The sequence below is a fragment of the Cupriavidus sp. LA-1 genome (assembly GCF_055385985.1).
In genome coordinates, this window is record NZ_AP031390.1 from 441433 (window position 1) to 467066 (window position 25634).

The 25634-nt window shown below is 64.8% G+C and carries 23 protein-coding genes and 1 pseudogene; 9 read left to right on the forward strand and 15 right to left on the reverse strand.

Features of this window, described 5'->3' with window-relative positions:
- Position 1 precedes the first annotated feature (1 nt).
- Positions 2-1039, forward strand: a complete 1038-nt coding sequence (locus ACZ5MJ_RS36235; RefSeq protein ID WP_464227169.1) for a succinylglutamate desuccinylase/aspartoacylase family protein — start codon at positions 2-4, stop codon at positions 1037-1039.
- A 12-nt stretch (positions 1040-1051) separates the two neighbouring features.
- Positions 1052-1897: a transporter substrate-binding domain-containing protein gene (locus ACZ5MJ_RS36240; RefSeq protein WP_226797440.1), complete on the forward strand. Its 846-nt coding sequence runs from the start codon at positions 1052-1054 to the stop codon at positions 1895-1897.
- Positions 1898-1947: 50 nt separating this feature from the next.
- Here ACZ5MJ_RS36240 and ACZ5MJ_RS36245 read toward each other — a convergent pair whose 3' ends face one another.
- The 13 genes from ACZ5MJ_RS36245 to ACZ5MJ_RS36305 all read right to left on the reverse strand — a co-directional run bounded on the left by ACZ5MJ_RS36245 (position 1948) and on the right by ACZ5MJ_RS36305 (position 14674).
- Positions 1948-3372: a SidA/IucD/PvdA family monooxygenase gene (locus ACZ5MJ_RS36245; RefSeq protein WP_464227170.1), complete on the reverse strand. Its 1425-nt coding sequence runs from the start codon at positions 3370-3372 to the stop codon at positions 1948-1950.
- A 1-nt stretch (position 3373) separates the two neighbouring features.
- On the reverse strand, positions 3374-4555 hold the full coding sequence (gene metC, locus ACZ5MJ_RS36250; protein WP_114130160.1) for a cystathionine beta-lyase: 1182 nt from the start codon (positions 4553-4555) through the stop codon (positions 3374-3376).
- On the reverse strand, positions 4552-5175 hold the full coding sequence (locus tag ACZ5MJ_RS36255; RefSeq protein ID WP_436225408.1) for a cysteine dioxygenase family protein: 624 nt from the start codon (positions 5173-5175) through the stop codon (positions 4552-4554). Before ACZ5MJ_RS36255 ends, metC begins: the two co-directional genes overlap by 4 nt.
- The gene (locus tag ACZ5MJ_RS36260) at positions 5172-6044 is read right to left on the reverse strand and encodes an amino acid ABC transporter ATP-binding protein (protein WP_464227171.1); all 873 of its coding nucleotides are present in this window, start codon (positions 6042-6044) and stop codon (positions 5172-5174) included. The genes ACZ5MJ_RS36255 and ACZ5MJ_RS36260 overlap by 4 nt, the downstream gene beginning before the upstream one ends.
- Positions 6031-6843 (reverse strand): amino acid ABC transporter permease, encoded by an 813-nt coding sequence (locus ACZ5MJ_RS36265; protein WP_114130163.1) that lies wholly within the window; start codon positions 6841-6843, stop codon positions 6031-6033. Before ACZ5MJ_RS36265 ends, ACZ5MJ_RS36260 begins: the two co-directional genes overlap by 14 nt.
- Positions 6833-7576: an amino acid ABC transporter permease gene (locus ACZ5MJ_RS36270; protein ID WP_464227172.1), complete on the reverse strand. Its 744-nt coding sequence runs from the start codon at positions 7574-7576 to the stop codon at positions 6833-6835. Before ACZ5MJ_RS36270 ends, ACZ5MJ_RS36265 begins: the two co-directional genes overlap by 11 nt.
- Positions 7573-8802 (reverse strand): aminotransferase class I/II-fold pyridoxal phosphate-dependent enzyme, encoded by a 1230-nt coding sequence (locus tag ACZ5MJ_RS36275; protein ID WP_464227173.1) that lies wholly within the window; start codon positions 8800-8802, stop codon positions 7573-7575. The genes ACZ5MJ_RS36270 and ACZ5MJ_RS36275 overlap by 4 nt, the downstream gene beginning before the upstream one ends.
- Complete coding sequence (locus tag ACZ5MJ_RS36280; RefSeq protein WP_464227175.1) at positions 8799-10235, reverse strand: FAD-binding oxidoreductase; 1437 nt, start codon at positions 10233-10235, stop codon at positions 8799-8801. The genes ACZ5MJ_RS36275 and ACZ5MJ_RS36280 overlap by 4 nt, the downstream gene beginning before the upstream one ends.
- Positions 10236-10237: 2 nt before the next feature.
- Positions 10238-11350, reverse strand: coding sequence for an Ldh family oxidoreductase (locus ACZ5MJ_RS36285; RefSeq protein ID WP_436225413.1), 1113 nt, complete (start codon positions 11348-11350; stop codon positions 10238-10240).
- Between the two features lie 4 nt (positions 11351-11354).
- The gene (locus ACZ5MJ_RS36290) at positions 11355-12176 is read right to left on the reverse strand and encodes a transporter substrate-binding domain-containing protein (protein WP_464227176.1); all 822 of its coding nucleotides are present in this window, start codon (positions 12174-12176) and stop codon (positions 11355-11357) included.
- Positions 12173-13051, reverse strand: a complete 879-nt coding sequence (locus tag ACZ5MJ_RS36295; protein WP_436225415.1) for a transporter substrate-binding domain-containing protein — start codon at positions 13049-13051, stop codon at positions 12173-12175. Before ACZ5MJ_RS36295 ends, ACZ5MJ_RS36290 begins: the two co-directional genes overlap by 4 nt.
- Before the next feature lie 39 nt (positions 13052-13090).
- Positions 13091-13927 (reverse strand): transporter substrate-binding domain-containing protein, encoded by an 837-nt coding sequence (locus tag ACZ5MJ_RS36300; RefSeq protein ID WP_464227178.1) that lies wholly within the window; start codon positions 13925-13927, stop codon positions 13091-13093.
- 147 nt (positions 13928-14074) lie between these two features.
- Positions 14075-14674: a nitroreductase family protein gene (locus ACZ5MJ_RS36305; protein ID WP_114130170.1), complete on the reverse strand. Its 600-nt coding sequence runs from the start codon at positions 14672-14674 to the stop codon at positions 14075-14077.
- Positions 14675-14954: 280 nt separating this feature from the next.
- Between ACZ5MJ_RS36305 and ACZ5MJ_RS36310 the strand changes: the two genes are divergently transcribed.
- Positions 14955-16322 (forward strand): LLM class flavin-dependent oxidoreductase, encoded by a 1368-nt coding sequence (locus ACZ5MJ_RS36310; protein WP_464227179.1) that lies wholly within the window; start codon positions 14955-14957, stop codon positions 16320-16322.
- A 321-nt stretch (positions 16323-16643) separates the two neighbouring features.
- Here the strand turns inward: ACZ5MJ_RS36310 and ACZ5MJ_RS36315 are convergent.
- Positions 16644-16946, reverse strand: a pseudogene (locus tag ACZ5MJ_RS36315) (ferredoxin reductase domain-containing protein); the annotation flags it as partial.
- Between the two features lie 445 nt (positions 16947-17391).
- Here ACZ5MJ_RS36315 and ACZ5MJ_RS36320 point away from each other — a divergent pair.
- From ACZ5MJ_RS36320 to ACZ5MJ_RS36335, 4 genes are all read left to right on the forward strand, one after another.
- Positions 17392-19002 (forward strand): transposase, encoded by a 1611-nt coding sequence (locus tag ACZ5MJ_RS36320; RefSeq protein WP_464227180.1) that lies wholly within the window; start codon positions 17392-17394, stop codon positions 19000-19002.
- A gap of 7 nt (positions 19003-19009) precedes the next feature.
- Entirely contained in the window at positions 19010-19876 is an 867-nt protein-coding gene (locus tag ACZ5MJ_RS36325) for a TniB family NTP-binding protein (RefSeq protein ID WP_464227181.1), read from the forward strand.
- On the forward strand, positions 19836-20426 hold the full coding sequence (locus ACZ5MJ_RS36330; protein WP_464227182.1) for a TniQ family protein: 591 nt from the start codon (positions 19836-19838) through the stop codon (positions 20424-20426). Before ACZ5MJ_RS36325 ends, ACZ5MJ_RS36330 begins: the two co-directional genes overlap by 41 nt.
- 453 nt (positions 20427-20879) lie before the next feature.
- Entirely contained in the window at positions 20880-22418 is a 1539-nt protein-coding gene (locus ACZ5MJ_RS36335; RefSeq protein ID WP_464227183.1) for a CYTH and CHAD domain-containing protein, read from the forward strand.
- 160 nt (positions 22419-22578) lie between these two features.
- Here ACZ5MJ_RS36335 and ACZ5MJ_RS36340 read toward each other — a convergent pair whose 3' ends face one another.
- Positions 22579-22791 (reverse strand): hypothetical protein, encoded by a 213-nt coding sequence (locus tag ACZ5MJ_RS36340; protein ID WP_464227185.1) that lies wholly within the window; start codon positions 22789-22791, stop codon positions 22579-22581.
- Positions 22792-22999: 208 nt separating this feature from the next.
- Between ACZ5MJ_RS36340 and ACZ5MJ_RS36345 the strand changes: the two genes are divergently transcribed.
- Positions 23000-23647 carry a hypothetical protein gene (locus tag ACZ5MJ_RS36345; protein ID WP_464227186.1) on the forward strand — a complete coding sequence of 216 codons (648 nt, stop codon included), beginning with the start codon at positions 23000-23002 and terminating at the stop codon, positions 23645-23647.
- Positions 23628-25613 carry a helix-turn-helix domain-containing protein gene (locus tag ACZ5MJ_RS36350; protein WP_464227187.1) on the forward strand — a complete coding sequence of 662 codons (1986 nt, stop codon included), beginning with the start codon at positions 23628-23630 and terminating at the stop codon, positions 25611-25613. The genes ACZ5MJ_RS36345 and ACZ5MJ_RS36350 overlap by 20 nt, the downstream gene beginning before the upstream one ends.
- Positions 25614-25634 lie beyond the last annotated feature (21 nt).

Consider the following 25634-nt stretch of genomic DNA (forward strand, 5'->3'; position numbering starts at 1 on the left):
GATGGGCTCCGACCGCCAACAACCGATCGCCTCTCCGATCCATAGCGAAGTCGATTTCGAACGCCCCGGCAGGCAGGTCGGCTGCCTGCGCCTGCCGCACTCGGTCCATCGCTCGGCCTACGGCTGGCTGCCCATCCCCATTGCCTCGATCGGCAATGGCGACGGCCCGGCCGTGCTGGTGATGGCCGGCAATCACGGCGACGAGTACGAGGGCCAGATCCTGGTCTCGCGCCTGGTCCGCGAAGTCGCACCGGGGCAGGTGCGGGGCCGGCTGATCCTGCTGCCGATGGCGAACTACCCGGCCGCGCAAGCCGGCCTGCGCACTTCGCCGCTGGATGGCGGCAACCTGAACCGCAGCTTTCCCGGCGATCCGCGCGGCACGCCAACGCAGGTGATTGCGGACTATATCGAGCGCAGCCTGCTGCCACGCGTGGACGTGGTGGTCGACCTGCACTCGGGTGGCAGCTCGCTCCAGTACCATGGCGCGACGCTGTTTGCCCAGGCCGATCCCGATCCCGCGCGCCAGCAGCGCCTGCTGGCCGCGGTGGCCGCATCCGGCCTGCCATACAGCCTGATCAACGAAAGCCCCAATCCGGTTGGCCTGCTTGCCGCGGCACGTCGCAACGGCGTGCTGGGGTTGTTGACCGAACTGGGCGGTGCGGGCACCGTGGACGCCGCCGTGCTCGGCAGCGCCTGGCAGGGCCTGCTGCATCTGCTCGGGCACGTAGGGGTGTTGGAAGGGCCGCTGGTGCCGCCCGGGCCGCCGCATGACACGCGGCTGCTGCGGGTGGACCGCGCACGGCATTACGTATACGCCTACGACGACGGCATCTTTGAGCCACTCGTGCAACTTGGGGAGCGTGTCGATGCGGGGCAACCTGCGGCAAGGCTGCACACGCCAGAGCGGCCCGAGCGCGAGCCGGTGACCGTGCATTTTCCGGCGGCAGGGCTGGTTATCTGCAAGCGCGTGCCCGCGCTGACACAACGCGGCGACTGCCTGTACCAGCTCGCCGACGATCTCGCGCCTCATCGTTCCTGAACCGGCTTCTTGATGAAAGAGACTCCCCGATTTCTGCGCCGCATGGCGCTCGCCGTGCTGCCGCTCGCACTCTGCGGCTTGATGCCGGCCGCCAGGGCAGACGCCACACTCGATCGGATCCGCGAGCGCGGCAAGATCACCATCGGTGTGATCGTCAATGGCAACAGCGCTTTTGGCTCCGTCGACCCGGCCACCGGCAAGCCCGTCGGCTTCAACCCCGAACTCGCGCGCAAGATCGCCAGTGAACTGGCGGTACAGGTTGAGCTGGTGCCGGTGCTGCCCACCAACCGCGTGCAGTTCCTCCAGCAGGGCAAGGTCGACCTGCTGGTTGCCAGCATGCTGCTGACGCCGGAACGCACCGCGCTGCTGGACTATGTGCCGACCCCTTACTACCGCAATGGCGGCACCGCCATCTTCCTGAAGCGCACCGGTATTCGCCGCTGGGAAGACCTGCGCGGTAAATCCGTATGCCTGTCGCAGGGCAGCAGCTATGCCAAGCCGTTGGCGGGCACCTACGGCGCCGAGCTCAAGGGCTTCAAGGGCATGGCCGAATCTTTGCTGGCGCTGCGCGGCGGTGCGTCGTGCGTGGCCGCGGTCCATGAGAGCCTGACCCTGAACCAGCTGGTGGCCAGGGATCCGGAGTGGCGCGACTATGCCGTGCTGTCCGAAGAAGTCGATCCGGCGCCGCAGGTGGCATGGGTGCGCAAGGGCGAGAAGGACACGGCAGCGGCGGTCGACCGTGTGCTGCAGCGCCTGCACGGCTCGGGCTGGCTGGTCGGGCTTGAGGCCCGGCTCGACCTGGTGCCGCGCTCGCCGCTGTTGGTGCAGTTGCAGCAGCAGTATGGCGGCAAGCCGTAACGCGTAGCCGCCGGGGCAACCACTGTTGGCACGCCCCGGCAGCACCGTGCTCACCCGCGCCAGACTGCTCCCGCATACAGCTCGGGACCGAAGTCCGGCTCCACGTCGACTCGCGCACGGGCCTCATGCAGGTCGAGGTCGGCCAGGAACAGGTCCTCGCTGATGCGCCGCACCGCGGCCGGGATATCGCGCCGCATGCTCGGCACGTCGCCCAGCGGCGCGCCGACGGTGGCATATCCCGCCGGGTTGTACACATGGATCGCGCCCAGCCACGGCGCGGTGCCGGGGGTCTTCTCGCCGTACTGCAGGCCGTCGCCGAGATAGGGCGATGCTCCGAGTGCGTCGTCGCGCTCGTCGGCAGGCGGTGTGTAGCGGTCACGCCAGCGTGCCACCAGCGGTGCGATGCGTGCAAGCTCGGGGCGCTGTGCGGGATCGACGCTGTAGCCGGTACCGGCGATCACGAAGTCGAAGGCAAAGTCACGCCCGTTGACGTCCGCCACCACGCGGCCGTCGGCCACGCGGGCGGTTTCCCATGGTGACGCCAGGTGCAGGTGGAAGTTGTCATGGGCCAGCACGCGCCTGACCGCGTCCGGCGGCGGGGTCGAGCCCGCGCGCCGGTAGCGCACGGCGTGGTGCCAGCGATGGGCATCGGGCAAGCAGGGAAAATGATCATAGAAGCCGGCATAGCCGCGCGGCTTGGCGACCGCGCGCGCGGCGATGTGCTCGCGGCGCGCGAACAGGTGCACCGCGGCGGCACCGGCTTCGAGAGCGACCGCGGCCGCGTCGAAGGCCGAGGCGGCCGCGCCGATCACGGCGACGGTCTTGCCGGCCAGCGCCGCGAAGTCGATCGCATCGGCGGTGTGCGCCGCCAGTCCGGCCACAACCGCTGGCCGCAGGCTGGCGGGCAGCGCCGGCGCGCCATTGCCGGCCACGCCGTTGGCGAGGATCAGCTTGCGGGTGATTTCCGTGCGCGCCTGTCCGTTCACGACGAGTTGCACCGCCAGTCCCGGCACGGCAGCGCCCTCGCGCGGCGCGATCTCCGTGAGCCGGATACCGTAGCGGACCTCGATGTCAAGGAAGCGGCGGAACCAGTCCAGATAGTCCGCCCAGTCGGTGCGCGGGATGCGGTCCAGCGCTTCGTATGCCTCGCTGCCGTGGCGGGCCTCGTACCAGGCCTGGAACCCCAGTGCGGTGACGCCCAGCTCGGGGCCGACAAGATTCTTGGCGGTACGCAGCTTGTGCATGCGCGCCCGCGTCAGCCAGACGCCGGCCTGTGTGGCGTCTGGCGCGGCGTCGATGACCGAGACGCCGCCGATGCCGGCGCGGCGCAGGGCAAACGCAAAGGCGCTGCCGCCCTGGCCGCCGCCGACGATCAGGACGTTGTGGTCGAAGCCGTCGCGTGACGGCACCCAGTTCTCGGGCGCCGGCCCGAGCAGGCGCAGCGCTTCGCGGGCGAATTGATCGGGATCGCTCATATCAGGTCAGGGTCCGGTGAAAGGCCTGGTCGAGATCGGCCAGCAGGTCCTGTGGGTCTTCGAGTCCGACGTGCAGCCGCACCACTGGCGCATGGCTCTGCCAGGAGCGGTGTTCGCGCAGCCGTTCCGGCGGGGCGACCAGCGCGAGGCTTTCGTACCCGCCCCAGGAGGCGCCGATCGCGAACCACCGCAACGCGTCGACGAACGCGCCGGCCGCGCTGGCGCCGGCATCGCGGAAAGCGAACGACACCAGCCCGCTCGCGCCGCTGAAGTCACGCTGCCACAGCGCGTGGCCGGGGTCGTCCGGCAGCGCCGGGTAAAACACGCGATCCACCTGCGGATGACGCTGCAGCCATTGCGCGACCTCGGTGGCATTGCGCTGGTGCTGGGCAAGGCGCAGCGGCAGCGTACGCAGACCGCGCAGCGACAGGTAGGCGTCGTCAGCGCCGATGGCGAGGCCCAGGGCCTCGTGCGTGGCGGCGATGCGCTCCGCCAGCGCGGGGCTGTCCACGACGACCGCGCCCTGCATCACGTCGGAATGCCCGGCGATGTACTTGGTCGCGGCCTGGATCGAGATATTGGCGCCCAGGCGCAGCGGCTGCAGGAACCACCCGCCGCTCCAGGTGTTGTCCACGGCCACCGGCACGCCGCGTTCGCGCGCCGCCGCCGCCAGCCTTGGCAGGTCCAGCACCTCGAACAGCAGCGAGCTCGGCGATTCCAGGTAGACGAGCTTCGTCTCGGGCCGGATCAGCGCGGTGAGGTCGTCATGCGCTGGCGAAAAGTACTCGACGGTGATGCCCAGCCGCCGCAGCAGCGTCTTGTCCACGCGCCGCACGGGCGCATAGACACTGTCGGATATCAGTGCATGGTCGCCGGGGCTGAGCAGGGCGAGCAGCACCAGCGTGATCGCCGACAGCCCGGATGGCGCCAGAAAGGCCCGATGGCCGCCTTCGAGCGTGCTCAGCGCGTCTTCCAGCGCCTCGTGCGTGTCCAGCCCGTGGCGGCCATAGGAGGCAACGCGTTCGCCGGCGGCGCGGCGGTGCTGGCGCGATTCCAGATCCTGCTGGGTGGCGAAGCGCACCGTGCTGGTCCTTACCACCGGTACATTGACCGGCCCGGCACCGTCGCGCAGCGTCGGCGCCCCGGCATGCAGCAGTTGCGTATGTCTGCCTGCGCCGCTCATGTCGCCACCTTGCTCGGTTGCATCTGCGTGGCGTTGTAGTTGACGATCTCGCCAGTCTCCGGGCGCACGCCGTACCGGCCCGTCAGCGTCTCGAGCGGCCGGCCATAACAGTGGAAATGCAGCGTCGGCGCGTCGCCGACCACGTGGATGCTGTGGATGTCGTCAGGCAGGAAGGCGATGGGCGTGCCCGGCTCGACCGTCAGCTCGCGCGCGACTTCGAGCTGCGCGAAATTCGGGTCGCTGCGGTCGTCGGTGCGGTGGTATACCCGGTTGAACTCGCGGCCTTCCACCGCGACGATCACGGCCCAGGTATCGTGGTTGTGCGGGATGGTCGTCTTGCCCGGATTAATGGAGTTCAGGTACAGCGCGGCCGCGTCGTCGCCGTCATCGGGATTGAGGCGGTAGCGCGTCGAGGCGCCGCTGGCCGGATCCGCCGGGGGCGGGAAATCCTTGCGGGTGAACAGATCGCGTTGGGCGGCCAGCGCCTGCAGGCGCACGGCAACCGCGTCGAGCGCGGCGCGGTCGGGCTGGCCCGCGGTCAGGCGCCGGATGTCGGACAGGGCGGTGGCCACTGCCTGACGGCGGGCGGCCAGGCGTTCGGCGTGAGAAGAATGGCTCATGATGCGGAAACTCCGTCTGCAGGAAAGGGGGAAGGCGCGGGCGCGAACGCGGCATCGAAACCGGCCGGCAGTCGCGGGATCGCACCCAGGGCGCGGCGCAGGAACGCGCGCGTGCGTTCGTGCTGCGGGTGGCCGAAGATCTGCGCCGGCGGGCCGTGCTCGACGATCCGGCCGGCCTCGGTAAAGTAGATCTGGTCGCTGATCTCGGCCGCGAAGCGCATCTCATGCGTCACCAGTACGCAGGTCATGCCGTCCTCGACCAGATCGCGGATAACGGTCAGCACTTCGCCGACGGTCTCGGGGTCGAGCGCCGAGGTCACCTCGTCGAAGAGGATCAGCTCCGGCTGCATCGCCAGCGCGCGCGCGATCGCGACGCGCTGTTGCTGGCCGCCGGACAGCTCGCCCGGGTAGGCGTTGGCCTTTTCCGACAGCCGTACCTTTGCGAGCAGCGCATGTGCGTCGCGCTCGGCCTCGCCGCGCACGCGCCCAAATACACGGGTCGGTGCAAGCACCAGGTTCTCCAGCACCGTCAGGTGCGGAAACAGGTTGTACTGCTGGAACACAAAACCCACGCGCTTGCGCAGCGCGATGAGCGCGTCCTCGCCGCGCAAGGTCTCGACGGCGGTATCGCCCACACGGATCTGCCCGCGCTGCGGACGCAGCAGCCCGGTGATGCAGCGCAGGATCGTGCTCTTGCCCGAACCGGACGGGCCGATGATGGTGACGGCCTCGCCGCGGCGCACGTCGACGTCGATGCCGTTGAGCACCGCATTGGCACCGAAGCTCAGGTGGACGTCGCGCAGCTGTACCAGCGGCGATGTGACAGTGCGGCCGGTGTCCCGGCGCAGAAAGGACTCAGTGGCGTTCATGGCGGCGTTCCAGCGCGCGGGTAGCGCGCGCAATCGGGTAGCAATAGGCAAAAAACAGGGCCAGCAGCGTGAAGTAGACGAGGATCGTGAAGTCGGTGCGTGCCACCGTGTTGCTGGCAACCTGCGCGGTGTCGACCACGTCATGGACGCCAACGAGCGAAGCGAGCGACGTGCTCATCGTGATGCTGGCGTACAGGTTCATCCATGGCGGCAGCATGCGGCGCAGGCACTGTGGCAACACGATCAGGCGGAAGATCTGGCGGCGGCGCAAGGCGAGCGACTGCGCCGCCTCCCATTGCGCGCTCGGAATCGACTGGATCGCGCCGCGAAAGATCTCGGCGACGTTGGCACTTGCCGGCAACGCAAGGCCCAGCACGACCTTGACCCAGTCCGGGAACGGAAAGGTCCAGTTCACCAGGTGCAGCTCAAACGGGAACACGTAGGTGGTGAAATAGACCAGAACCAGCAACGGCGCGTTGCGGAAAGCCTGTACCCAGGTGCGCGTGAAGACGCGCAGCGGCGGATGCGACGACAATGACAGCGCGCCGATCACCAGGCCGACGACGGTCCCGAGCGCCATCGCCAGCACGCTGATCTCGATATTGGCCAACAGCCCGCGCAGTAGCGCAGGGGTCCAGACCCAGAGGCTGCGCACGGCGGCTGGGGTGCTGCCGGTGGCGCTCCAGAACAGCAGCAGTGCCGCCACTGCGGCGAGGGTGAGTACCCACGGATCGCGCAGCGCGCGCGCCAGGGGTGGCGTGGGGCCGACCGCGGCGGGGAGAATCGTGTCACTGGCCATAGCCTGGCATCCTCAGGTGATTTTCCAGCCAGCGACCGGCACGGCCGACCAGCCAGGTCAGCAGGCCGAACCAGGCCAGGATCAGCAACAGCAGTTCGAGCACGTTGTCGCGCTGCGTCCAGATCATGATGGATTCATAGGTCACGTCGCCGACCGCGATGGCCGAGGCCACCGCAGTCATCTTGACGAGGTCGACTAGGTTGTTGACGAGCGCCGGCAACGCGAAGCGCACCGCCAGCGGCAGTTCGACCTGGAGCAGCAACTGGCGCTTGGAAAAGGCCAGCGAGCGCGCTGCTTCCAGCGTGATGCGCGGCACCGCTTCGATACCGGCGCGCAGCGCCTCGGCATGAAACACCGCCTTGTGCAGCGAGACCACGATCACCACCCAGACAAAAGGCGTGAGCGGATTGCCCGTGCCGCGGCTGGCGAGCTGCTGGGTGATCAGCATGTTCAGCACCAGGAAGGCGCAGTAGAGTTGCACGAGCGTGGGCGTGTTGCGCGTGAGCTCGACGAAGGCGCGGGCGGGTGCGGCGAGCGCGCGCCGGCCCGACGTCAGCATCGCCGCCAGCACGATGCCGGCGGCGAGGCTGCAAGGAATGGTCAGCAGGCAAAGCTCCAGTGTCACAACCAGACCATGCAGAAATGCCGAGCGTTCGCCGGCATCGAGTATGAAGGCATAGTTCAGCCCCAGTGGCTTGAGCGCCGCGATAACGGGGGCCAGGAAATCGGTCATGCCACCACCTCCTGCTGTGCGGGTTGCAGCGCGGCGACGGCACGTGCGATGCGCTGCAGCGCGTCTTCCAGCACCGTATCGGCCACGGCAAAGGAGAGGCGGAAATAGGGCGACAGGCCGTAGGCGGCGCCGTCGACGACTGCCACGCCCTCGGCCTCGAGCAGCCAGTCGACCACATCGGCGTCGCTTTCGATGGGCCGCCCGTCGGGGCGCAGGCTTCCGATCAGGCCACCGCAGTTGACGTAGGCAAAGAACGCGCCCTGCGGCGGCAGCAGCCGCAGCCCCGGAATCGACGGGATGATTTCGGTCACGAGCGCGGCCCGGCGTGCGTAGGCCCCTCGCGCCTTTTGTACGAACGTCTGGTCGGCGGCATCGAGCGCCGCCGCCACCGCGGCCTGGCCGATCGCGCTGGCGCCCGAGGACACCTGCGACTGGATCGCCGTCATCGCCTGCACCAGTTCCGTCGGCGCGATGCCCCAGCCGATACGCCAGCCCGTCATCGCGTAGGTCTTCGAGGCGCCATTGACCAGTAGCGTGCGCGCGCGCAGGTCCGGCGCCACGTGTAGCCAGTGGGGTGGTGCGGCACCGAAGCGGATCTGCTCGTAGATTTCGTCGACCAGCACGAGTACGTGCGGGTGGCGGCGCAGCACGTCGGCAAGGGCAGCGAGTTCATCTGCGCTGTAGACCGCGCCGGTCGGGTTGGCGGGCGTGTTCAGCACCAACCAGCGCGTGCGCGGCGTAATCGCGGCTTCGAATCGGGCGGCGTCGAGCTTGAAGCCGCTGCGCTCGTCGCAGGGCAGGACCACCGGCGTGCCGTCGTTGACGCGCACGATGTCCGGAAAGGAAGGCCAGTACGGCGCCGGCACCAGCACCTCGTCGCCGCTGTCGAGCGTGGCCGCGAACGCCTCGAAGATGACCTGCTTGCCGCCGTTGGCGACGAAGACTTCGGCGGGCGTGATCGCGAGCGAGTGGTCGCGTTGGTACCTGGCGGCGATCGCCCGGCGCAGTGCGACCGTGCCCGGGGTAGGCGTGTACTTTGTCTCGCCGCGGGCCAGCGCTGCGACGGCGGCCTCCTTGATTGCATCGGGCGTATCGAACTCGGGCTCGCCCGCGGTCAGGGCCAGGATGTCGCGGCCCTGGCCGGCCAGCGCGGTGGCACGCTGGCCGGCGGCGGCGATTGGTGAGAGGCGCACCCGGCGGGCGCGCTGTGACAGGGAAATGCTCATGGTGAAATCTCGGTAGGGGAATCCGGCAGCACCTTGCCGGGGTTGAGCAGGCCGAGCGGATCGAAGGCCTGCTTCAGGCGCCGCATCAGCGCGAGTTCAACCGGGCTCTTGTAGCGCGGCAGCGCTTCGCGCTTGCGCTGCCCGATGCCATGCTCGGCGCTGATCGAGCCACCATGCGCATGGACGCTGTCATGGACCAATTCGTTGATGGCGGCCTCGGTGGCGAACAGCGCTGCCGGCGTGGATTCGGGCGCGTGCGAGACGTTGTAGTGCAGGTTCCCGTCGCCGAGGTGGCCGAAGGCCACCGGCCGAACGCCCGGGAAATGCCGCTGCAGCGCCGCCGCGGTGGCGGCGAGGAAGTCGGGGATGCGCGAAACCGGCAGCGAGATGTCGTGCTTAAGGTTGCCGCCGTCGCGCTGCTGCGCCACCCCCAACGCCTGGTCGCGCAGGGCCCACAAGGCCTGGCTCTGTGCCAGACTTTCGGCGACGGCGGCATCGGCGACCAGGCCATCTTCAATGGCCTGCCCGACAACCGCCTCGAAGCGCGCACGCGCATGCGTCTCGCCCTCGCTGTCCGACAGTTCGATCAGCGCATACCAGGCGCGGCCGTGAGCAAGCGGGACAGCCTGCTCGGGCACGTGCCTGGTGACAAGGCCCAGCGCGGTGTCGGAGATCACCTCGAACGCGGTCAGCGCCGCGCCGAAACCGGCGCGCGCCTGCGACAGGAACGCGATCGCGTCGCGGATGCAGTCGAAAGCGAGCAGTGCGGAGTATTGGATCGCAGGCTGCGGATAGAGCTTCAGCGTGGCCGCCGTGATGATGCCGAGCGTGCCTTCGCTGCCAATGAACAGGTCGCGCAGCGCGTAGCCGGTATTGTCCTTGCGCAGGCCACGCAGGCCGTCCCAGATCTCGCCGTCGGCAGTGACCACCTCCAGGCCAAGCGCCAGGTCGCGCATATTGCCGTAGCGCAGTACCTGCGTGCCGCCAGCGTTGGTGCCGAGGTTACCGCCGATGGTGCAGCTGCCCTCCGCGCCGAGGCTGAGCGGGAATAAGCGCCCGGCCTCGTGTGCTGCGTCCTGCAGTTGCGCTAGTACAACGCCGGCCTCGGCGGTAATGGTGTCGTTGTCGGGGTCGACGTCGCGGATGCGGTTCAGCCGCCCCAGCGACAACAACACCGCGCGGCCGCTGGTGTCCGGCGTGGCGCCGCCCATCAACCCGGTGTTTCCGCCCTGTGGCACGATCGGCGTGCGATGGGCCCGGCACAGCCGCACCACGGCTGCCACTTGCGCCGTGTCGGCCGGACGCACGACGGCTAGCGCGTGACCGTGCAGCCGGCCATGGCGGTCGGTCAGGTAGGCGGCGGTGTCGCCCGGCGTGGTCAGTACATAGTCATCGCCCAGCGTGTGTCGCAAGTCTGGGAGCAGGTCTTCCATGGTCAGTCCGGTTGCAGCAGGTCCGGCACGCCGGCGTCCGCGGCCAGCTCGCCGAGTTGGCGCAGCAGTGCCGCCGGCAGCGCCACGCCGGCACGCAGCCGTTCGGCGCGCGCCGCGGCTTCGGGATCGCCGGGCACCAGTACCGGCTGCGCGGGGTCGGCAGGACGGGTGGCATGCAGCACGTCGATAATGGCGTCGAGCTGACGCCTGAAGTCGATGGCGTCGCCGAAGAAACCCGGATCGATGGCGATGAAGCTGTGGCCGACATTGGCCGGCGCGTTCGTGCCGTGGCTGCGACGGTGCAGCGGCGAGAAGGCGCCGCCGTTGAGCGTGCCGCCGAGCACCTGGGCTAGCAGAGACAGGCCATACCCCTTATGGCTCGCGCCGTCGGAGCTGCCGCCAAGCGGCGTGAGGCCCCCGTCGGCATGATCGAAGACCTGTTCGCGTGCTGCCTGCGGGTCTGTCACGGGCTCGCCCCTGCCGTCGACGACCCAGCCCGCCGGCACCGGCTCGCCGCGCAGGGCCTTGACCTTCACTCGGTTGGCGGCTGCCGTCGTCGTCGCGATGTCCAGCACCAGGTCTTGGTTGGGCGAGTCCTCGGGTACCGGCGCGGCAAACGCGATCGGATTGGTGCCGAGCACCGGCTCGGCTGCGCGTGTCGGCACCAGCAGTACGCCTTGCGCGGAACTGGTGACAAGGCCAAGCAGGCCCTGACGCGAGGCAATGCGCGCGTACACGCCGGCGGCGCCGAAGTGATGCGAGTTGCGTACCCCAACCAGCGCGATACCGGCAGTGCGCGCCTTCACCACCGCCAGTTGCATCGCCTGCTCCGACGCCGCGTGGCCAAGGCCGGCGCCCGCGTCAAACAGCCCGGCCGCGACGCCGTCACGCACGAGCCGTGGCCGCGCGTCCGGGCGAAGCTGGCCGCGGCGCCACATCGCTTCGTACTGCGGCAGCATCGATACGCCGTGCGATTCGATGCCCAGCAGGTCGCTTTCGACGATCAGTGCGGCGGTTGCGGCGGCGAGGTCGGCCGGCATGCCCCAGGCCTGCAGCAGGCTCCGTGCCAGGACGCGCAGGCGCTCTGCAGGGAAACGTGTATCTTCGGAAGGCATCTGGTCAGGCCGGCGACGTTTTGAACTTTTCGTGAAACTGGTACAGCAGCGGTGTCGGCGGCAGGCCGTTGTGCTTGCCTACATCGATCAGCCAGCCGGTGCGGTGCCAGCTCCGCACGATCTTGTCGATTGCCGCCTGAGTGTCGGCCTCACCCTTGCGCAGCCAGATTACCGAGGGGGAGGGAATCAGGTCCGACGGCGAGACGATTTGATAGTCGTTCCAGTCCGGATTGCCGGACACCAGTTCGCGCAAGGTCGGGCTGACATGGACCGCGGCCGAGCACTGGCCGCCGCGCAGTGCCAGCAGCGATTCCGGCTGGCCGCGGAACGCGCGGATTTGCGCGCCGTATTGCTCGGCCAGCGGTCGGGTGAAGTTACTGCCCTGCGAGACGCACACCGGCTTGCCCTTGAGGTCTTCCCACTTCGCAATGCCACTGCCCTTGGGTGCGATCGCCGCGCCACCGACTTCCTCGAACGGCGTCGGCACGAAGGACAGTATCTCGCTGCGTTCCTGGGTCCATTGCATGTTGGCGATCAGGATGTCGACCTTGCCTTGCTGCAGGAATTGCACGCGGTTCGAGGGCTGTACCTGTATCGTCTCGAGCGCAACGCCGAGCCCCTTCGCCACGCCTTCGGATAGCTGAACGTTGTAGCCGATATGCTTGCGTGTCGCTGGGTCGATGGTGCCGAACGGCGGGCCCGAGAGCACCACGCCAACGACCAGCGTGCCGCGCTGGCGAATCTTGTCGAGGGTAGCGTCGGCGTAGGCAGAAATAGACGTCATGGCCAGCAGGGCCGTGAGCCAGGAAAGCAGGCGCAAGCTCATGGTTTCCTGCCCTCCGCAAAGACGGTGAAGTCGTTAGGCGCCACGTCGAACTTCCCCTGTTGCGCGCGGGCGTTCGCCGCCTTTATGTAGGCGCCGTCGGGCACGCCGTACCTGCGCGCGGTGGCCAGCAGCAGGCCGGAGCGGTGCCAGTCACGGATGGTCTTGTCGACGAAGGCGAGCGTATCCTTCTCGCCGCGGCGCGTCCACACGACGGTGGGCGACGGAATCAGCTGGTCCTCGGTCGCAAGCGTGAACTCCTTCCACTCGCCGGCGCTCGGCCCGTTCAGCGTGTGGTAAAGCGCGGGCTGGATATGTACCGATGCCACGCACGTACCGCCCTTGAGCGCCAGCAGCGATTCGGGAATGCCGCGCAAGCCCTTGACGATGGCGCCGTAGTTCTCTGCCAGCGGGCGCGCAAAGTTGCTGCCCTGCGAGACGCAGGCGACCTTGCCGCGCAGGTCTTCCCAGCGCTTGATGCCGCTCGCCTTCGACACGATGGCCGCGCCGCCGACCAAGTCATACGGCGTTGGCGCAAAGCTCAGGATCTCACTACGCTCCTGTGTCCACTGGATGTTGGCAACCAGGAGGTCGACCTTGCCCGCCTGCAGGAACTGCACGCGTGTGGCGGCTGTGACCGGCACGGTTTCGAGTTCGACGCCAAGACGCTTCGCTAGGTCTGCCGCAAGCTCGGTCTGGTAGCCGCCAGCCTTGCCGGTCGTGGTATCAAGGAAGCCGAATGGCGGGCTCGGACCGTCGATGCCGACGGCGAGCTTGCCGCGCTGCTTGATCTTGTCGAGCGTGGCATCGGCCCGCGCATGGCCGGAAACGGCCAGCGCGGCGCAGACGAAGGGTAATAGCAGGAAGACTCTCTTCATGTCAGGATGGCGCCGTAACGCAGGTGGGGAGGGCTCGGCTCAGGACGCGTTCTTGAAGCGTGCTTGCAGTTTTGGCAGCAGCGGCTGCGGCGGCGTGATGCCGAGCCGCTTTTCCGTGGCGATCAGCCAGCCCGAGCGGTGCCATTCCTGGACGATCTTGTCTACTGCGGCGATGGTGTCCGTTTCGCCCTTGCGGGTCCAGACCACTGATGGCGCGGGCAGGATCTCGGTGGAGATTGGGGCGGCATAGTCGGCCCAGTCGGCGTTGCTGCGAACCAGCGGGTGGATCAGCGTCGCGTCATGAACTGCGGCGACGCACTGGCCGCCCCTCAGTGCCAGCAACGATTCGGCGGAGGTTTTGAAGCCGCGCACCTGGGCACCGTACTGTTCCTGCAGGGGCTTGACGTAGCTGCTGCCCTGCGATGCGCAGACCGTCTTCCCGCGCAGGTCCTCCCATTTGGCGATGCCGCTGCGCTTGAGCACAGCAGCCGTGCCGCCGACGCGGTAGAACGGCGTTGGCGCATAGCCGAGCAGCTCGCCGCGCTCGGGGTTGTATTCCATCGACGCGATCAGCAGGTCAACCTTGCCTTGTTGCAGGAACTGCACGCGATTGGAAGGCTGTACAGGTACCAGTTCGGCTTCCACGCCCAGCCGCTTTGCCAGGTCGCGCGCCAGATCGGGATTCCAGCCGACGAGCTGCTGCGTGGCGGGGTCGATCGAGCCAAACAGGCTGCCACCGACGAGCACGCCGATGGAGACTTTACCGCGCTGCTTGATGCGGTCCAGCGTGGCATCCGCCCAAGCGGCGTTCAGAGTAAGGCAGGACAGGGTCGCGGCAGCCGCGATGCGAAGGAACGGAAGTGGGAGCGCGGGCATGTCTGGTCATAAGAACAAAGAGGAGACGATGCTATCGCCCGGCGCCGCGGTGAACAAAGAAGGCTTTCGGATATGGATATACAGCGTGCCAGCCGGAAGAAATCCGAGGTTGCATATTCAGCGCCCGCGCTCCCCGCCGCCCGCCAGTCACTCCGTCTCGAAGGTGAAGCGTCCTTGCCTCACCAGCTGGCGGAGCGGGTGGCGCTGGTTGGGATACTCGCGCGCCTGCAATGCTTCGGGGAGCTGCGCCTTGTCGCCCTGCTTGCCGATGGCGGCCACGGCCTCGATGGCATAGTCCTGCGGCACGTCGAGCGCGGCGCGCAACGCGTCCTTGTCGAAACCGCCGATGCCGTGGGCGTGCCAGCCCGATAGCGTGACCTGCAAGGCCAGGTTGGCCCAGGCCGCGCCGGCGTCAAAGGAATGCGTGGTGATGGCCTGCGGCTCGGTCTTGCCCGGGGGCGTCCAGACCTTGCGCGACAGGATCACCACCAACGCGGACGCCCGCGTCGCCCAGCCCTGGTTGTATTCGGAAAGCGCCGCGAAGACCGGCTGCCATTCCGGCGTGTCGCGCCGTGCGTAGAGGAAGCGCCAGGGCTGCGCGTTGTAGCCGGACGGTGCCCAGCGCGCGGCTTCGAAGAAGCGCAGCAGCGTTGCCTCGTCGATGGCTTCACCGGTGAAGGCACGCGGGGACCAGCGCTGGAGAAAGAGAGGATGGATGTCGTGTTCGCTAATGCGTGGCTGAGACATGGGAGCTCCTGGGAATCTGGGCAGGCGATCGGAAGTGTCGAAGTCGCGGGTGGCTGTCGCGAGCCGCCCGCGCAGGCCAAGCGTGCCATATCGCATCGGCAAGGCGAACTGTGAATTTCGCATGTTCCGGACCGGCGGCTTCCGTCCATCGATATGCAGGCAGCCCGCCTATGGATAGAAGAACGTCTACCTTCGCAAGACCGGTGGCGAACCCTACGATGTCACCCTCGCCGCGGCGGTCGACGCCGCAGGACCGCATGGCATGACAGGAGAAGCAGGCATGGCAAGACGCGAAGGATTGATGAGCCTGGGCGCATTTCTCTATCCCAGCGGGCACCATATCGCCGCCTGGCGACATCCCGATTCCAAGGCCGACGCCGGTATCGACTTCCGGCACTACGTGGCTCTGGCGCAGGCCGCCGAGGCTGCCAAGTTCGACCTGATCTTCCTGGCCGACGGTGTGGGCACGCGCGGCGACAATGTCGAATTCCTCAGCCGCACCGCGCACAGCTACCAGGCTCAATTCGAACCGATCACCTTGTTGTCGGCGCTGGCGGCCGTTACCGGGCGCATTGGACTGGTGGGCACCGCTTCAACCAGCTTCAACGAGCCTTACCACGTGGCGCGCAAGTTCGCATCGCTCGACCATATCTCGGGCGGCCGGGCCGGCTGGAACCTGGTCACCACATCGAACGAGCACGAGGCCCGCAATTTCAACCGGGACGAGCACTTCGCGCACGCCGATCGCTACCAGCGCGCAGAGGAATTCGCCGATGTGGTGACCGGGTTGTGGGACAGCTGGGAGGATGACGCCTTCCTGCGCGACAAGGCGAGCGGCCACTACTTCGATCCGGCCAAGCGCCATGTGCTGCGGCACAAGGGCGAGCACTTCTCGGTGCAGGGACCGCTCAATGTGTCGCGCCCGCCCCAGGGACATCCGGTGGTGGTGCAGGCGGGTTCCTCGGAGGCAGGCAAGGAACTGGCGGCCCGCAGCGGCGAAGCGGTATTCACGGCCCAGCAGACGCTGGAGGAGGCGGTCGCGTTCTACACCGACCTGAAGGGCCGCCTGCCGCGCTACGGGCGTTCGCCGGACGACCTCAAGATCCTGCCGGGCGTGTTCCCGGTGGTCGGCCACAGCGAGAGCGAGGCGAAGGAGAAGTTCGAGCAACTGCAATCGCTGATCGACCCGGTAGTGGGCCTGGCGCTGGTCGCCGGCCTGACGGGCGGCTTCGACCTGTCCGGCTATCCGCTCGACGGTCCCATTCCGGAGCTTGCGCCGACCAATGCCAGCAAGAGCCGCCAGCGCCTGGTGCTGGACCTGGCCCGGCGCGAGAACCTTACCATCCGCCAGCTGTACCAGCGCGTGGCCGGCGCGCGCGGTCACTGGCAGCTGGTTGGCACGCCGGAACAGATCGTGGATCAGCTCGAGGAGCGTTTCCTCAACTACGGCGCCGACGGCTTCAATGTCATGTCGCCGGTCCTGCCCGGCGGGCTGACCGATTTCATCGCACTGGCGTTGCCCGAGCTGCGGCGGCGCGGGCTGTTCCGCAGCGAGTATACGGGGACCACGCTACGCGAGCATCTCGGCCTCAGGCGTCCGGAGCATCCGTCGGTCAAGGGAAAGCGCGCCAGCGTTGCTGCGGCGTGATTGTGGGGCGTCCAGGATCTAGGGATGGGGGCGGCCGCGCCGTTCCCAGACCGGCACCGGAAGACCCGGGTGGCCGCGCAATGTGCCGACGTCGTACGCCCTGCGGAAATGGCCGCAATCCCGCAGGATTGGCACTATCGTCGATGCTGGCGAGAATTGCGGCCGGGGGCGCGGGCGTCCTTGGGCTGTGCCTGGCGCTTGTCGCGGAATCGGGCTGGGCGCAACTCGCGGGGGTGTTTCTCACAACCTTCGGGGTCTATTGCTACGTCGCCTGCCAGCCACGGTCTTGCTAACCCGCGCCAAGCTCTCAGCCCACAAAGGCCTTTCGAGCACGAAATGGCCCGGCTCGATCATATTGCCTTCCGTGAAGCCGCGCGCTTCCAGCGTGAGCCGGACTTCCTTCAGCATGTCAGGGCTGCCGCACAGCATGATGCGGTCGTTTTCTGTCGAGAAGGCGGGCACATCCAGCCGCTCGAACAGTTCGCCCGATTCGATCAGCTCGGTAATCCGGCCGCGGTTGTGGAAGTCCTCGCGCGTGACCGTAGGGAAATAGACCAGCTTCTCGCGCACCAGATCGCCCAGGTATTCGTGCTGCGGCAGATGCTCTGAAATCAGCTCGCGGTAGGTCCAGGTTGGCCGGCGAGGGCAACGACACTGACCATGGCGCTGACGGAGTTTTGGAGGTGATTGCGCGGCTCGATCAGTTCCTCTGTCGAGACGGTGTGGCGACCAATGAACGCGTGACGATGATTAGCGACGACGGCGATAAGTTTGCGCCAGGGCAGGCAGGATTCTCGATTGGTTCCGCATCGCCATGAAGTTCAATGCGGTGGATGGCGATAAATGCCATTGTTGAGGTACAAGGTTCATGCGAGCAATGAACAGCTGTGTAAGAGCGATCACATTGCCCAAGCGCTTTGATTTGTAAGCGAAATTCGTCCGCAAGCACGCTTTTCGACAGTTGCCGAAAAGCAACGCCGGAGCCTTGGATGCCCAACATTCTTGAGACTACGTCGAAACGACCAAAAATCGCCTAATGTAAGACGACGAAAAACCACTGGGGCCTTCGATGAAAGAGGAGCCCGGCGAGCGCGAATTGGCAGCGGCGCAAATCTTCCGCCCGCTTGGCCAAGCGCCACTCACCCGCGAGCAGGCAGCGCTTGCAGGACAGCTATTAGGCTTGCACTGTTCTTCCGTTTACCGGTTGCGCCGACGCTTTCTAGAAGACCCGGTGACAGCGTCATTGCTCCCGTCTCCGTCAGGGCCACGGCGCGGGCAATACATGTTGTCGGAACAAGTGGAGGCAATCGTTCAGGATGTCCTATCCGATTGGCTTCCGCGGCAGAAGCATCTCGCGCATCCCCTTGATGCGATTTGCCGAGAGGTTCACATGCGGTGCGCCGCTGCATGCGCCACACCACCTTCACGGCCAACGATATCCCGCCGGTGGGCCGACCACCGTGACAAAGAAAACATGAAGCTTTCCGGCGCAGCGCCGGGCCACTTTGCGGCACGGCATCCTTTGGATATTGTTCAGATCGATCACACACTTGCCGACATCATGCTGGTCGATGAGGTGTTTCGCCACACGATTGGCAGACCGTGGCTAACTTTGGCAATCGACGTCGCCTCACGATCAGTCGTGGCCCTGTATGTCGGCTTCGACCGCCCTAACGCGGCGACTGTCGCTCTACTTCTCACGCGGATGGCCCTGCCGAAGGCGCCCTGGTTGGCGAGCAGAGACGTCGCTGTAGATTGGCCAATGCATGGCGTGCCGAAGGTATTGCATCTCGACAACGCTGCCGAGTTCAAGAGTAGGGCACTGCAAGCGGGCTGCAATCAGTACGGAATCGAACTGATGTATCGCCCGCCTGGCCGACCCTACTTCGGGGGCCATATAGAAAGATTGAACCGGACCATGATGGAGAAAGTACACAGTCTGCCGGGCTCGACCGGATCCTCGACGAAAGGACGAAAGGCTCGCAAGCCAGAAGCGGAGGCCGCATTAACCATCCGAGAGTTTGAGCAATGGTTGATGTATGAAATCGGACAGACCTACCATCACAGTGCCCATCGAGGGTTAAGCGGCGCAACACCATACTCAGCGTGGTCGACGTTGTCTGAAGCATCGAAGCCGCGGCTTCTTCCCGACTCGGCTGCCGAAGAGCTTCGCTTCCTTATTCAGTTCCTGCCAATAGCCCGTCGCACCATCCAGGCTGACGGCTTGATGCTGTTCTATCTGCACTATTGGCATCCGATCTTCGCCGCCTGGCGCGCAGCTAACCGTCGCGTCGTGGTGAGATACCATCCTGAGGACTTATCGAAAGTCTTCGTCAGTGCCGATGGCAAGGAATACGTTGAGGCAAGCTTTGCCGACTTGCGGCGTGACCGAATCTCCCTGTGGGAGCAAAAGGCGGCACTGAAGCATCTCCGATCGCAGGGAAAATCCCATGTCACGGAGTCTGCGATATTCAATGCGATCGCCGCACAACGCAGCCTCATAGAAGGGGCAACAACGAAGCGGCGATCTGCAGACAGACGCGGAAGAGCAGGGGAGACTTCACCTTTCCCGGCGAGCGGGCGGTCCAGTCAACAGACGAAATCCCCCGATGCGTCATCGTCCACGCCGGACGTCGACTACAGCAAGCCGGCTCCAATTTATCACGTCGAGCAACTGTGAACTGGCAATGGGTGCTTCCTTGACACACCTTCTGCCGGATGTCCGTTCTTTAGCAAAGAGCGACGACAATGTTCGCATTCTTGCCTTGGCTCGGGATCGATGGATCGACTATCCCCGCGCAACACAGGCGTTCGAACTCTTGGACCGGTTGGTGAAGATCCCTCCACGGCAGCGTATGCCGTGCCTGCTGCTGTATGGCGACTCAAACATCGGGAAGACCCAGGTCATCGCGAAATTCGAACGGCGCCATCCTCCGGAATACGACGAAATAGCAGGCGTGGAGCACCGGAGGGTTGTGTCTATGCAGATGCCACCGACGCCCGACCAGAGCCGCTTCTACGCATCGCTCCTGTTTGAGCTTGGAGCGCCGTTCAACGCAGCAGCGAAGCTCAGCGTGCTCGAGAATCTGAGTCGCGAGGTGCTACGGCAAGTTTCACCGCGCATGCTGGTTGTCGATGAAGTTCATCACCTCTTGGCGGGGAGTTATCGCGAGCAGCGCGCCTCACTGAACCTGCTCAAATTTCTCGCCAACGATCTCCAGATGACAATTGTCCTTGTGGGAACGCACGATGCCGAGTTTGCACTTCAGACCGATGCGCAAATGAGCAGTCGCTTTGCTCGCTTCGAGATGCCTCGATGGCAGGAGTCGGAAGCCTTCCGAGGCCTCATGGCGGCATTCGAGCGCATTCTTCCTTTGCGGCGGCCGTCAAATCTGTCGAGGCGAGAGGTTGTCTCGGCGGTTCTAGAGGCGAGCGGAGGCTTGACCGGTGAGGTCTCGCGGCTTTTGAATTCTGCCACTGAGCTTGCGATCCGCGATGGACGGGAAATGATTGATGTCTGCCACATTGAACACGCCCGGAGCTGCATGCTCTAACCGGCCGAGGCCGTGGCCCGTTGCACCGCGTCCTTTTGATGGGGAGGCGTTTGGAGGCTGGCTGGGACGACTCGCTGGAAAGTACTCCATGACGGTCGAACAGCTTTGGACGCACGCCGATCTCGGTCCGATGCCGACCCTGACGCAAAGGAAATGGCTACTGTTTCCGCCAGTGCCGATCGAGACCTTGGAACGTCTCTCACAGCTAACCCGCGTGAGCGTGGATCGCTTGAGAGCTATGCAGACCCCAATCGGCTGGATCTACGAAAGACGTCGCTTACCGTATTGCTATCCCTGTTTGATCCTGAATCCTGCCGATGTCGGTTCGCCATTCTGGAGACTCGAGTGGCTGGATCCGGCCTTTTCAATGTGCGTGCAACATCCCGGCAAGCTTGAAACGACCTGGTACTGGAATCTCTATTACCTTGGTAATTTTAATCAACTGCTTCGAAGAGCGCACGCAACGCCCCACCGGGACCTTGTTTCGCATGGGAAAGATACAGTCGCACGAATGCTGAGCGTAAAAATGCTACGCTCGCATGAATGTTGAGCGTGGCTCGCACGAATGACGATCTTCAACACCAGGAAGCCGTTACGCGGAAGCCAAAAATGCAATTAATCGCCAGGTTTCGCCTGCAACCGTTATCGCTGGCGGGCATGGGGCAGCTCCCGTCGTCTAGAAGGGAGCCAATCCCACTTCGGATTATAAGTTCACGATCATGAAATCATTCGGCCCGCCGCGTCCCCGCTGGCTTGTCTTCCTCACGGGACGCGCCTCCATGCCACGGCCACTACCTGATCCGACGCCACCGTCGCGCGCGACGATTCGCAGCGGCCCGGCGAGGGCATGTCTCTTGCAGCTTTCCACGATATTGCACACGCGACGTGCCGCAGCCCCGGCTTTCGCAGCCAGCGGCGCGTAAGTCCGGGGCTCCGATGTAGGAACTGAGCGGCGGCCTTACGGTAAAAGTGCCACCGCGGTCCTCAAAGAGGGAACAACATCATGGAAAGAGAGTTAAAGTTTGAACTGGCGGCACAGCAGGCTGCCGCCATGCGCGAATTGCCGACACTGCTGGATGTGGAATTGGATTCGCCACAGGAACAGGCCCTGGAAAGCGAATACTTCGATACGCCGGACTTTCTGCTGCGCCGCAATGGCGCCGCTTTGCGCGTCCGCAGCAATGGCGACCAATTCGTTCAGACCCTGAAGTCGTCCGGCGACCAGCGCGGCGGGCTGTTCGAGCGGGAAGAGTATGAGTGCGAGCTGCAAGAGGCAAGCCCTGATCTCGACGCCCTGCGCGCGGCCGTGCCAAGGTCTTCGCCACTTTTCCAGCTTCTCAAGAACGGCGTGCTGGCGGATCGACTGGTCCCCGTTTTCCGAACCACGGTCACACGCAAACTGTGGACGCTGAAGCTGGCCAGCGGCGAGGAGATCGAACTCGCACTGGACACAGGAAAAGTCACGGCGGCGGAGCAGGCTCGCTCGTTCTCCGAGCTTGAACTGGAACTCAAACATGGCGATCCCCGCCGCCTTGGCGAAATCGGGCTACGGCTCATCGACAAGGTGCCGTTGAGCCTGAGCATGCAGAGCAAGAGCGACCGCGGCTACGACTTGCTGCTAACCGAGAACCGCTCGGCAGTCAGAGCCCAGCCCATCGCGCTGAGGAAGAAAGACACCGTGGAAGAGGCCCTTTGCAAGATATTGCACAACTGCCTGGCCCAAGTACATGCTAATGCGCCGCTGGTCGCCACCGAACATTCGCCCGAGGGCGTGCATCAGATGCGCGTGGGACTGCGCCGCTTCCGCTCGGCGCTCGATATGTTCGAGGATGTGGTCACAATTCCGACTGCCCTCGAGGAAGAAGTGAAGTGGATTGCCGACCAACTCGGCCAATCCCGTGACTGGTACGTGCTGGCGCATTCCACGCTGTCGCAGGTTGATGCAGGCAACGACAAGCGCGACCCCATGGCGGAAACCAAAGCGGCGGCCGCCGAGATCGCGGAGGCCCGCCACGCCAAGGCAACGGCCGCAGTACAGTCGCCGCGCTATGCCCGCGTCGCGCTCGCGCTCGATCACTGGATCACGACGAATCCATGGCGCGATTCATCTGACGAAACGCGCAAGTTGCTGAAGAAATGTGTCGGTTTGCTTGCCGATCGGGTCCTGCGCAAACGCCATCGTATGCTCGTCCGCCGTGGACGAGGCCTGCACAAACTCGATGCGCATCATCGCCACCGCGCGCGGATCGCGGCAAAGAAACTGCGCTACGCGGCTGAATTCTTCGCCGACCTCTTCAAGCAGAGGAGCCTGAAGCCGTATCGACAGGTACTGGCGAAATTGCAGGATGATTTGGGTTGGGGCAACGACATGGCGGTGGCAGATGGCCTACTAGGTCATCTGCAGCAGCACCATCGCAAGGCCTCCGCTGGTGCCAGCTATGCGCGCGGCTTTCTGGCGGCACGCGTAACGGACGATCGTGATAATCAACGGAAGCTGTGGAAGCAGTTCCGGAGCACATCCCGTCCAGGCTCGCCCAGGTGAACGGGCGGAGTCTCGCCGACTAGCGTTCATACACACTAGTGGTGGCGCGGTCAGCGAGGCCCCGGCCGGGTGTAGCCGCCCGAGGCGGCTTTCAAGCGCGCAAGGCGCGGCCTTTTTGGTGACGATCAAATCGATGATGGTGGCCAAGTTGGCCCGCGCCTCAGGCGCCGTCGGTGAACGGGTCACGCCGGTCGGTCACGTTGGCACCGTCCGTGAACGGGGCGCGGCGGTCAGTCACGTTGGCACCGTACAGAAACGGATCGACCTTGCACGCGTGGGCGCTGATGCCGTGCACAGCGACAACGGAAACAGGTGCGGCTGCGTGGGCGGTGGCCGCCTCAAACAACGTGCCTACACCTGACGACACGCCCATTGCCAAAGCACTCCAGAAGCGTAGAACGAAGCCATTCTGTCACTCCGGAATCTGCCTGGAACCCGCGCCGTATATAGAAGTCCGGCCGATGAGTTGACAATATTGCTTGCACTCTCAGCGAAGCAAAGTCGTCAATTCGCATTAGTCCGGATTAATTTTGTCAATTGGCGTCCTAGACTTCGAATCCCGCTCGTAAGGCATTGATCTTATGGAAGAATCTCTGCGCATAGCGGAGCCGGTTGCGCTCGTCCGCCCGCACGGTGCGCACCGCTTCGAAGCCTTCAGTCCGAAGCTGAAGCGGCGGCTGACTTTCTACCGACGCTGTGCGTTCGACCAATGGGTCATGATCGAATCCGATCCGGCAATTGCCCACTTTTGTGAGCGTCCCGGGTTCATTCAGTTTCGCGAACGCCGGTACCTTGCAGACTTCCTGGTCTCGTACTCCGACCGTCAGGAGTTGGTGCTCCTGCCGGATCCAGTTATCGATGAAGAAGCGAAAAAGGGCGTCGAGTTCAGCGCTGATGTGCTCAATGTCCGGCTGGTCGACGCGGCCGAACAGGCAGCATCACGCATCTGGATCGACAACTGGCACCGCATGCTGCCAAGCATCGTAGCCACGAGCGGTCTCGTGTCAGTGTCACTGCTCGACGCGGTCGAGCGCTTTGTGGCCAGTCCAAAGCCGCTTCTTACCATCGAGCGCGAGTTCTCGAATGGTGACCCCGTGCTTGTGCGCGCCGCCGTCTTCAGTCTACTGCAAACCGGCCGCGTACATGCTGAGGAATTGCGAACCGATCCATTGTCGTGGATGACGAAGTTTGCAGTCGCGGAGGCCGCTCATGATTCGCCGCAAGCCTGAGTTTCAATCAATCGACTTGAGCGCGTGGCCAAGCATTGCGTGGACCGAACTTGACGCCGAAGCGCGCGGTGTCATGAAGCGAAGAATAGAGGCCGTCGAGCGCTACGCGCGCGGCGAACGTGTCAAGGACATTGAGAAGGTAACCGGCCTCAACCGTCGACAGATTTATCGGTGGCTCGAGCGAGGCTTGGCTCCGCATCCTGACGGACGCATCTTTGGATTCCGGGCCTTGTTCGCGCACGTGCGCGTCAATGAGTACGTCCGCGTAAGTCCGATCAATGGCCGGTCCAGTGAAGACGGAAGTGGTAAAGCGGGTGCGTTCTCGCTTTTCTTAGAGCGCTTTCCGACGCTCGCGGGGTGGCTGCTCCTGAAAGTAAAACAGCGCCGCGTCTTGCTCGAACAGGTCCATACCGATGGAAGACTGCAGACACGCGTGGTTGGCCTGAATGCCCTGCACGCGGAGTTTCTGTGGCAATGCCGGTCCCTCGGTCTGACGGCGGCGGACTACCCCTTCAATACGAATGGCCGTGCCATTCGGTCGCTATCCGCGCGGCTCAAAGTCGAGCTGCTGCGCAGCTTCCGCACGGCGGCACGGGCAGCTGGCGCCACGCACCTGAAGGGACTGCCTCACTACGATAGGTCAGAAAGTCGGCCGGCCACGCGTCCCTATCAGGTCGTGGAGTTCGACGGGCACCGACTCGATATTCGGCTGAAGGTGGTAGTACGCGATGCATTGGGCTTTGAACATGAGTTCGAAATCGAACGCGTTTGGTTGCTCGCAATCATCGACGTTTGCACGCGTTCGGTGCTGGGCTATCACTTGGCGCTGGGTCGGGAGTATAGCCGCTACGACGTCATTAAAACCATCGAATCTGCCCTGGAACCGCATCGACCGCGCCACTTCACCATTCCTGGTTTGGTCTACGGCTCGCACGACGGCTTTCCCTCGCAGCGTTTGCCGGAGCTCGCGTACACCACCTGGGAGTGGATAAAGCTTGACAATGCGAAGGCGAACCTCGCCAAGGAGACGCTGAACGCTTTGTGCGAATTCGTTGGCTGTTGCGCCGACGCAGGGCCGAAGTACAGCCCTGATGATCGACCCTACATCGAACGATTCTTCGGCACGATTGCGAGCAGACTGTCTTCCCGATTGCCTGGTTATACGGGCTCCCATCCACGCGATTTGCGGCGTGCGCTGGCCGATCCCAAGGGGAATCTACGCCTGATTGTGTCGTTTGACGAGTTGGAGGAGTTGGTCGAATACGCGATCGCCAGCTACAACGGTACGCCGCATGCCAGCTTGAACAATGTCACGCCACTTGAGGCGATGGAGTATTTCATTCGCGGCAAGGAACAGTTGTTGACATGGCTACCCGAACATCGGCGACGCACGCTGTGCCTGATGCAATCGGCAAGGCGTTGCACAGTGCGCGCATACCTCCACCGGGGTATTCGACCGCACATCAACTTGTATGGCGTGCGCTACACAAGCAGCGTCCTGGCCTGCAGCACGGATTTGATCGGCAAGAGCCTGCTTATCTATCTGAATGCCGATGATCTTCGTTGTGTCCGAGCGTTCCAACCTGACGGTGTTGAGTTAGGGCTCTTGGAGGCGCAAGGGGGGTGGAGCGTGTTGCGGCACAACCTGAAACTACGCCAGCAAATCAATCAAGAGAAGAAAGACAAGAAGCGACCGCGTGGGGAAGTCGAAGCGGATCCGATTGCCGACTACGTCGACGGAAAGATGAAGCAGGCAAAGAAGTCACGGAAGGCTGCATCTGAATTGGCAGAGGCAAAGCGAATTCTGTCCTCCGCGCCGACTGCACGAACTGCGATGGGGCGGCGAGGATCCGCTGCGCAGCCCACAACAAACGCCGAGTTCGCACCGACAGTAGACAAGGCCTCCGCGCCGAAAACACCGACACGTCCGAAGAAGCTGAATATTGGTACCGGTCAGGTCTTTTAACGCTGTTACTCCCGTGGGAGT

What these genes read in the sequence shown, in the direction of transcription:
- metC (WP_114130160.1), bottom strand. Translation starts at nt 4,555, where the DNA reads ATGAGCGGCGCAGGCAGACATACGCAACTGCTGCATGCCGGGGCGCCG.
- ACZ5MJ_RS36300 (WP_464227178.1), bottom strand. Translation starts at nt 13,927, where the DNA reads ATGCCCGCGCTCCCACTTCCGTTCCTTCGCATCGCGGCTGCCGCGACC.
- ACZ5MJ_RS36305 (WP_114130170.1), bottom strand. Translation starts at nt 14,674, where the DNA reads ATGTCTCAGCCACGCATTAGCGAACACGACATCCATCCTCTCTTTCTC.
- ACZ5MJ_RS36310 (WP_464227179.1), top strand. Translation starts at nt 14,955, where the DNA reads ATGGCAAGACGCGAAGGATTGATGAGCCTGGGCGCATTTCTCTATCCC.
- ACZ5MJ_RS36275 (WP_464227173.1), bottom strand. Translation starts at nt 8,802, where the DNA reads ATGAGCATTTCCCTGTCACAGCGCGCCCGCCGGGTGCGCCTCTCACCA.
- ACZ5MJ_RS36295 (WP_436225415.1), bottom strand. Translation starts at nt 13,051, where the DNA reads ATGAAGAGAGTCTTCCTGCTATTACCCTTCGTCTGCGCCGCGCTGGCC.
- ACZ5MJ_RS36325 (WP_464227181.1), top strand. Translation starts at nt 19,010, where the DNA reads ATGGGTGCTTCCTTGACACACCTTCTGCCGGATGTCCGTTCTTTAGCA.
- ACZ5MJ_RS36330 (WP_464227182.1), top strand. Translation starts at nt 19,836, where the DNA reads ATGTCTGCCACATTGAACACGCCCGGAGCTGCATGCTCTAACCGGCCG.
- ACZ5MJ_RS36290 (WP_464227176.1), bottom strand. Translation starts at nt 12,176, where the DNA reads ATGAGCTTGCGCCTGCTTTCCTGGCTCACGGCCCTGCTGGCCATGACG.
- ACZ5MJ_RS36280 (WP_464227175.1), bottom strand. Translation starts at nt 10,235, where the DNA reads ATGGAAGACCTGCTCCCAGACTTGCGACACACGCTGGGCGATGACTAT.
- ACZ5MJ_RS36345 (WP_464227186.1), top strand. Translation starts at nt 23,000, where the DNA reads ATGGAAGAATCTCTGCGCATAGCGGAGCCGGTTGCGCTCGTCCGCCCG.
- ACZ5MJ_RS36335 (WP_464227183.1), top strand. Translation starts at nt 20,880, where the DNA reads ATGGAAAGAGAGTTAAAGTTTGAACTGGCGGCACAGCAGGCTGCCGCC.
- ACZ5MJ_RS36320 (WP_464227180.1), top strand. Translation starts at nt 17,392, where the DNA reads ATGAAAGAGGAGCCCGGCGAGCGCGAATTGGCAGCGGCGCAAATCTTC.
- ACZ5MJ_RS36260 (WP_464227171.1), bottom strand. Translation starts at nt 6,044, where the DNA reads ATGAACGCCACTGAGTCCTTTCTGCGCCGGGACACCGGCCGCACTGTC.
- ACZ5MJ_RS36265 (WP_114130163.1), bottom strand. Translation starts at nt 6,843, where the DNA reads ATGGCCAGTGACACGATTCTCCCCGCCGCGGTCGGCCCCACGCCACCC.
- ACZ5MJ_RS36240 (WP_226797440.1), top strand. Translation starts at nt 1,052, where the DNA reads ATGAAAGAGACTCCCCGATTTCTGCGCCGCATGGCGCTCGCCGTGCTG.
- ACZ5MJ_RS36340 (WP_464227185.1), bottom strand. Translation starts at nt 22,791, where the DNA reads ATGGGCGTGTCGTCAGGTGTAGGCACGTTGTTTGAGGCGGCCACCGCC.
- ACZ5MJ_RS36245 (WP_464227170.1), bottom strand. Translation starts at nt 3,372, where the DNA reads ATGAGCGATCCCGATCAATTCGCCCGCGAAGCGCTGCGCCTGCTCGGG.
- ACZ5MJ_RS36255 (WP_436225408.1), bottom strand. Translation starts at nt 5,175, where the DNA reads ATGAGCCATTCTTCTCACGCCGAACGCCTGGCCGCCCGCCGTCAGGCA.
- ACZ5MJ_RS36350 (WP_464227187.1), top strand. Translation starts at nt 23,628, where the DNA reads ATGATTCGCCGCAAGCCTGAGTTTCAATCAATCGACTTGAGCGCGTGG.
- ACZ5MJ_RS36285 (WP_436225413.1), bottom strand. Translation starts at nt 11,350, where the DNA reads ATGCCTTCCGAAGATACACGTTTCCCTGCAGAGCGCCTGCGCGTCCTG.
- ACZ5MJ_RS36235 (WP_464227169.1), top strand. Translation starts at nt 2, where the DNA reads ATGGGCTCCGACCGCCAACAACCGATCGCCTCTCCGATCCATAGCGAA.
- ACZ5MJ_RS36270 (WP_464227172.1), bottom strand. Translation starts at nt 7,576, where the DNA reads ATGACCGATTTCCTGGCCCCCGTTATCGCGGCGCTCAAGCCACTGGGG.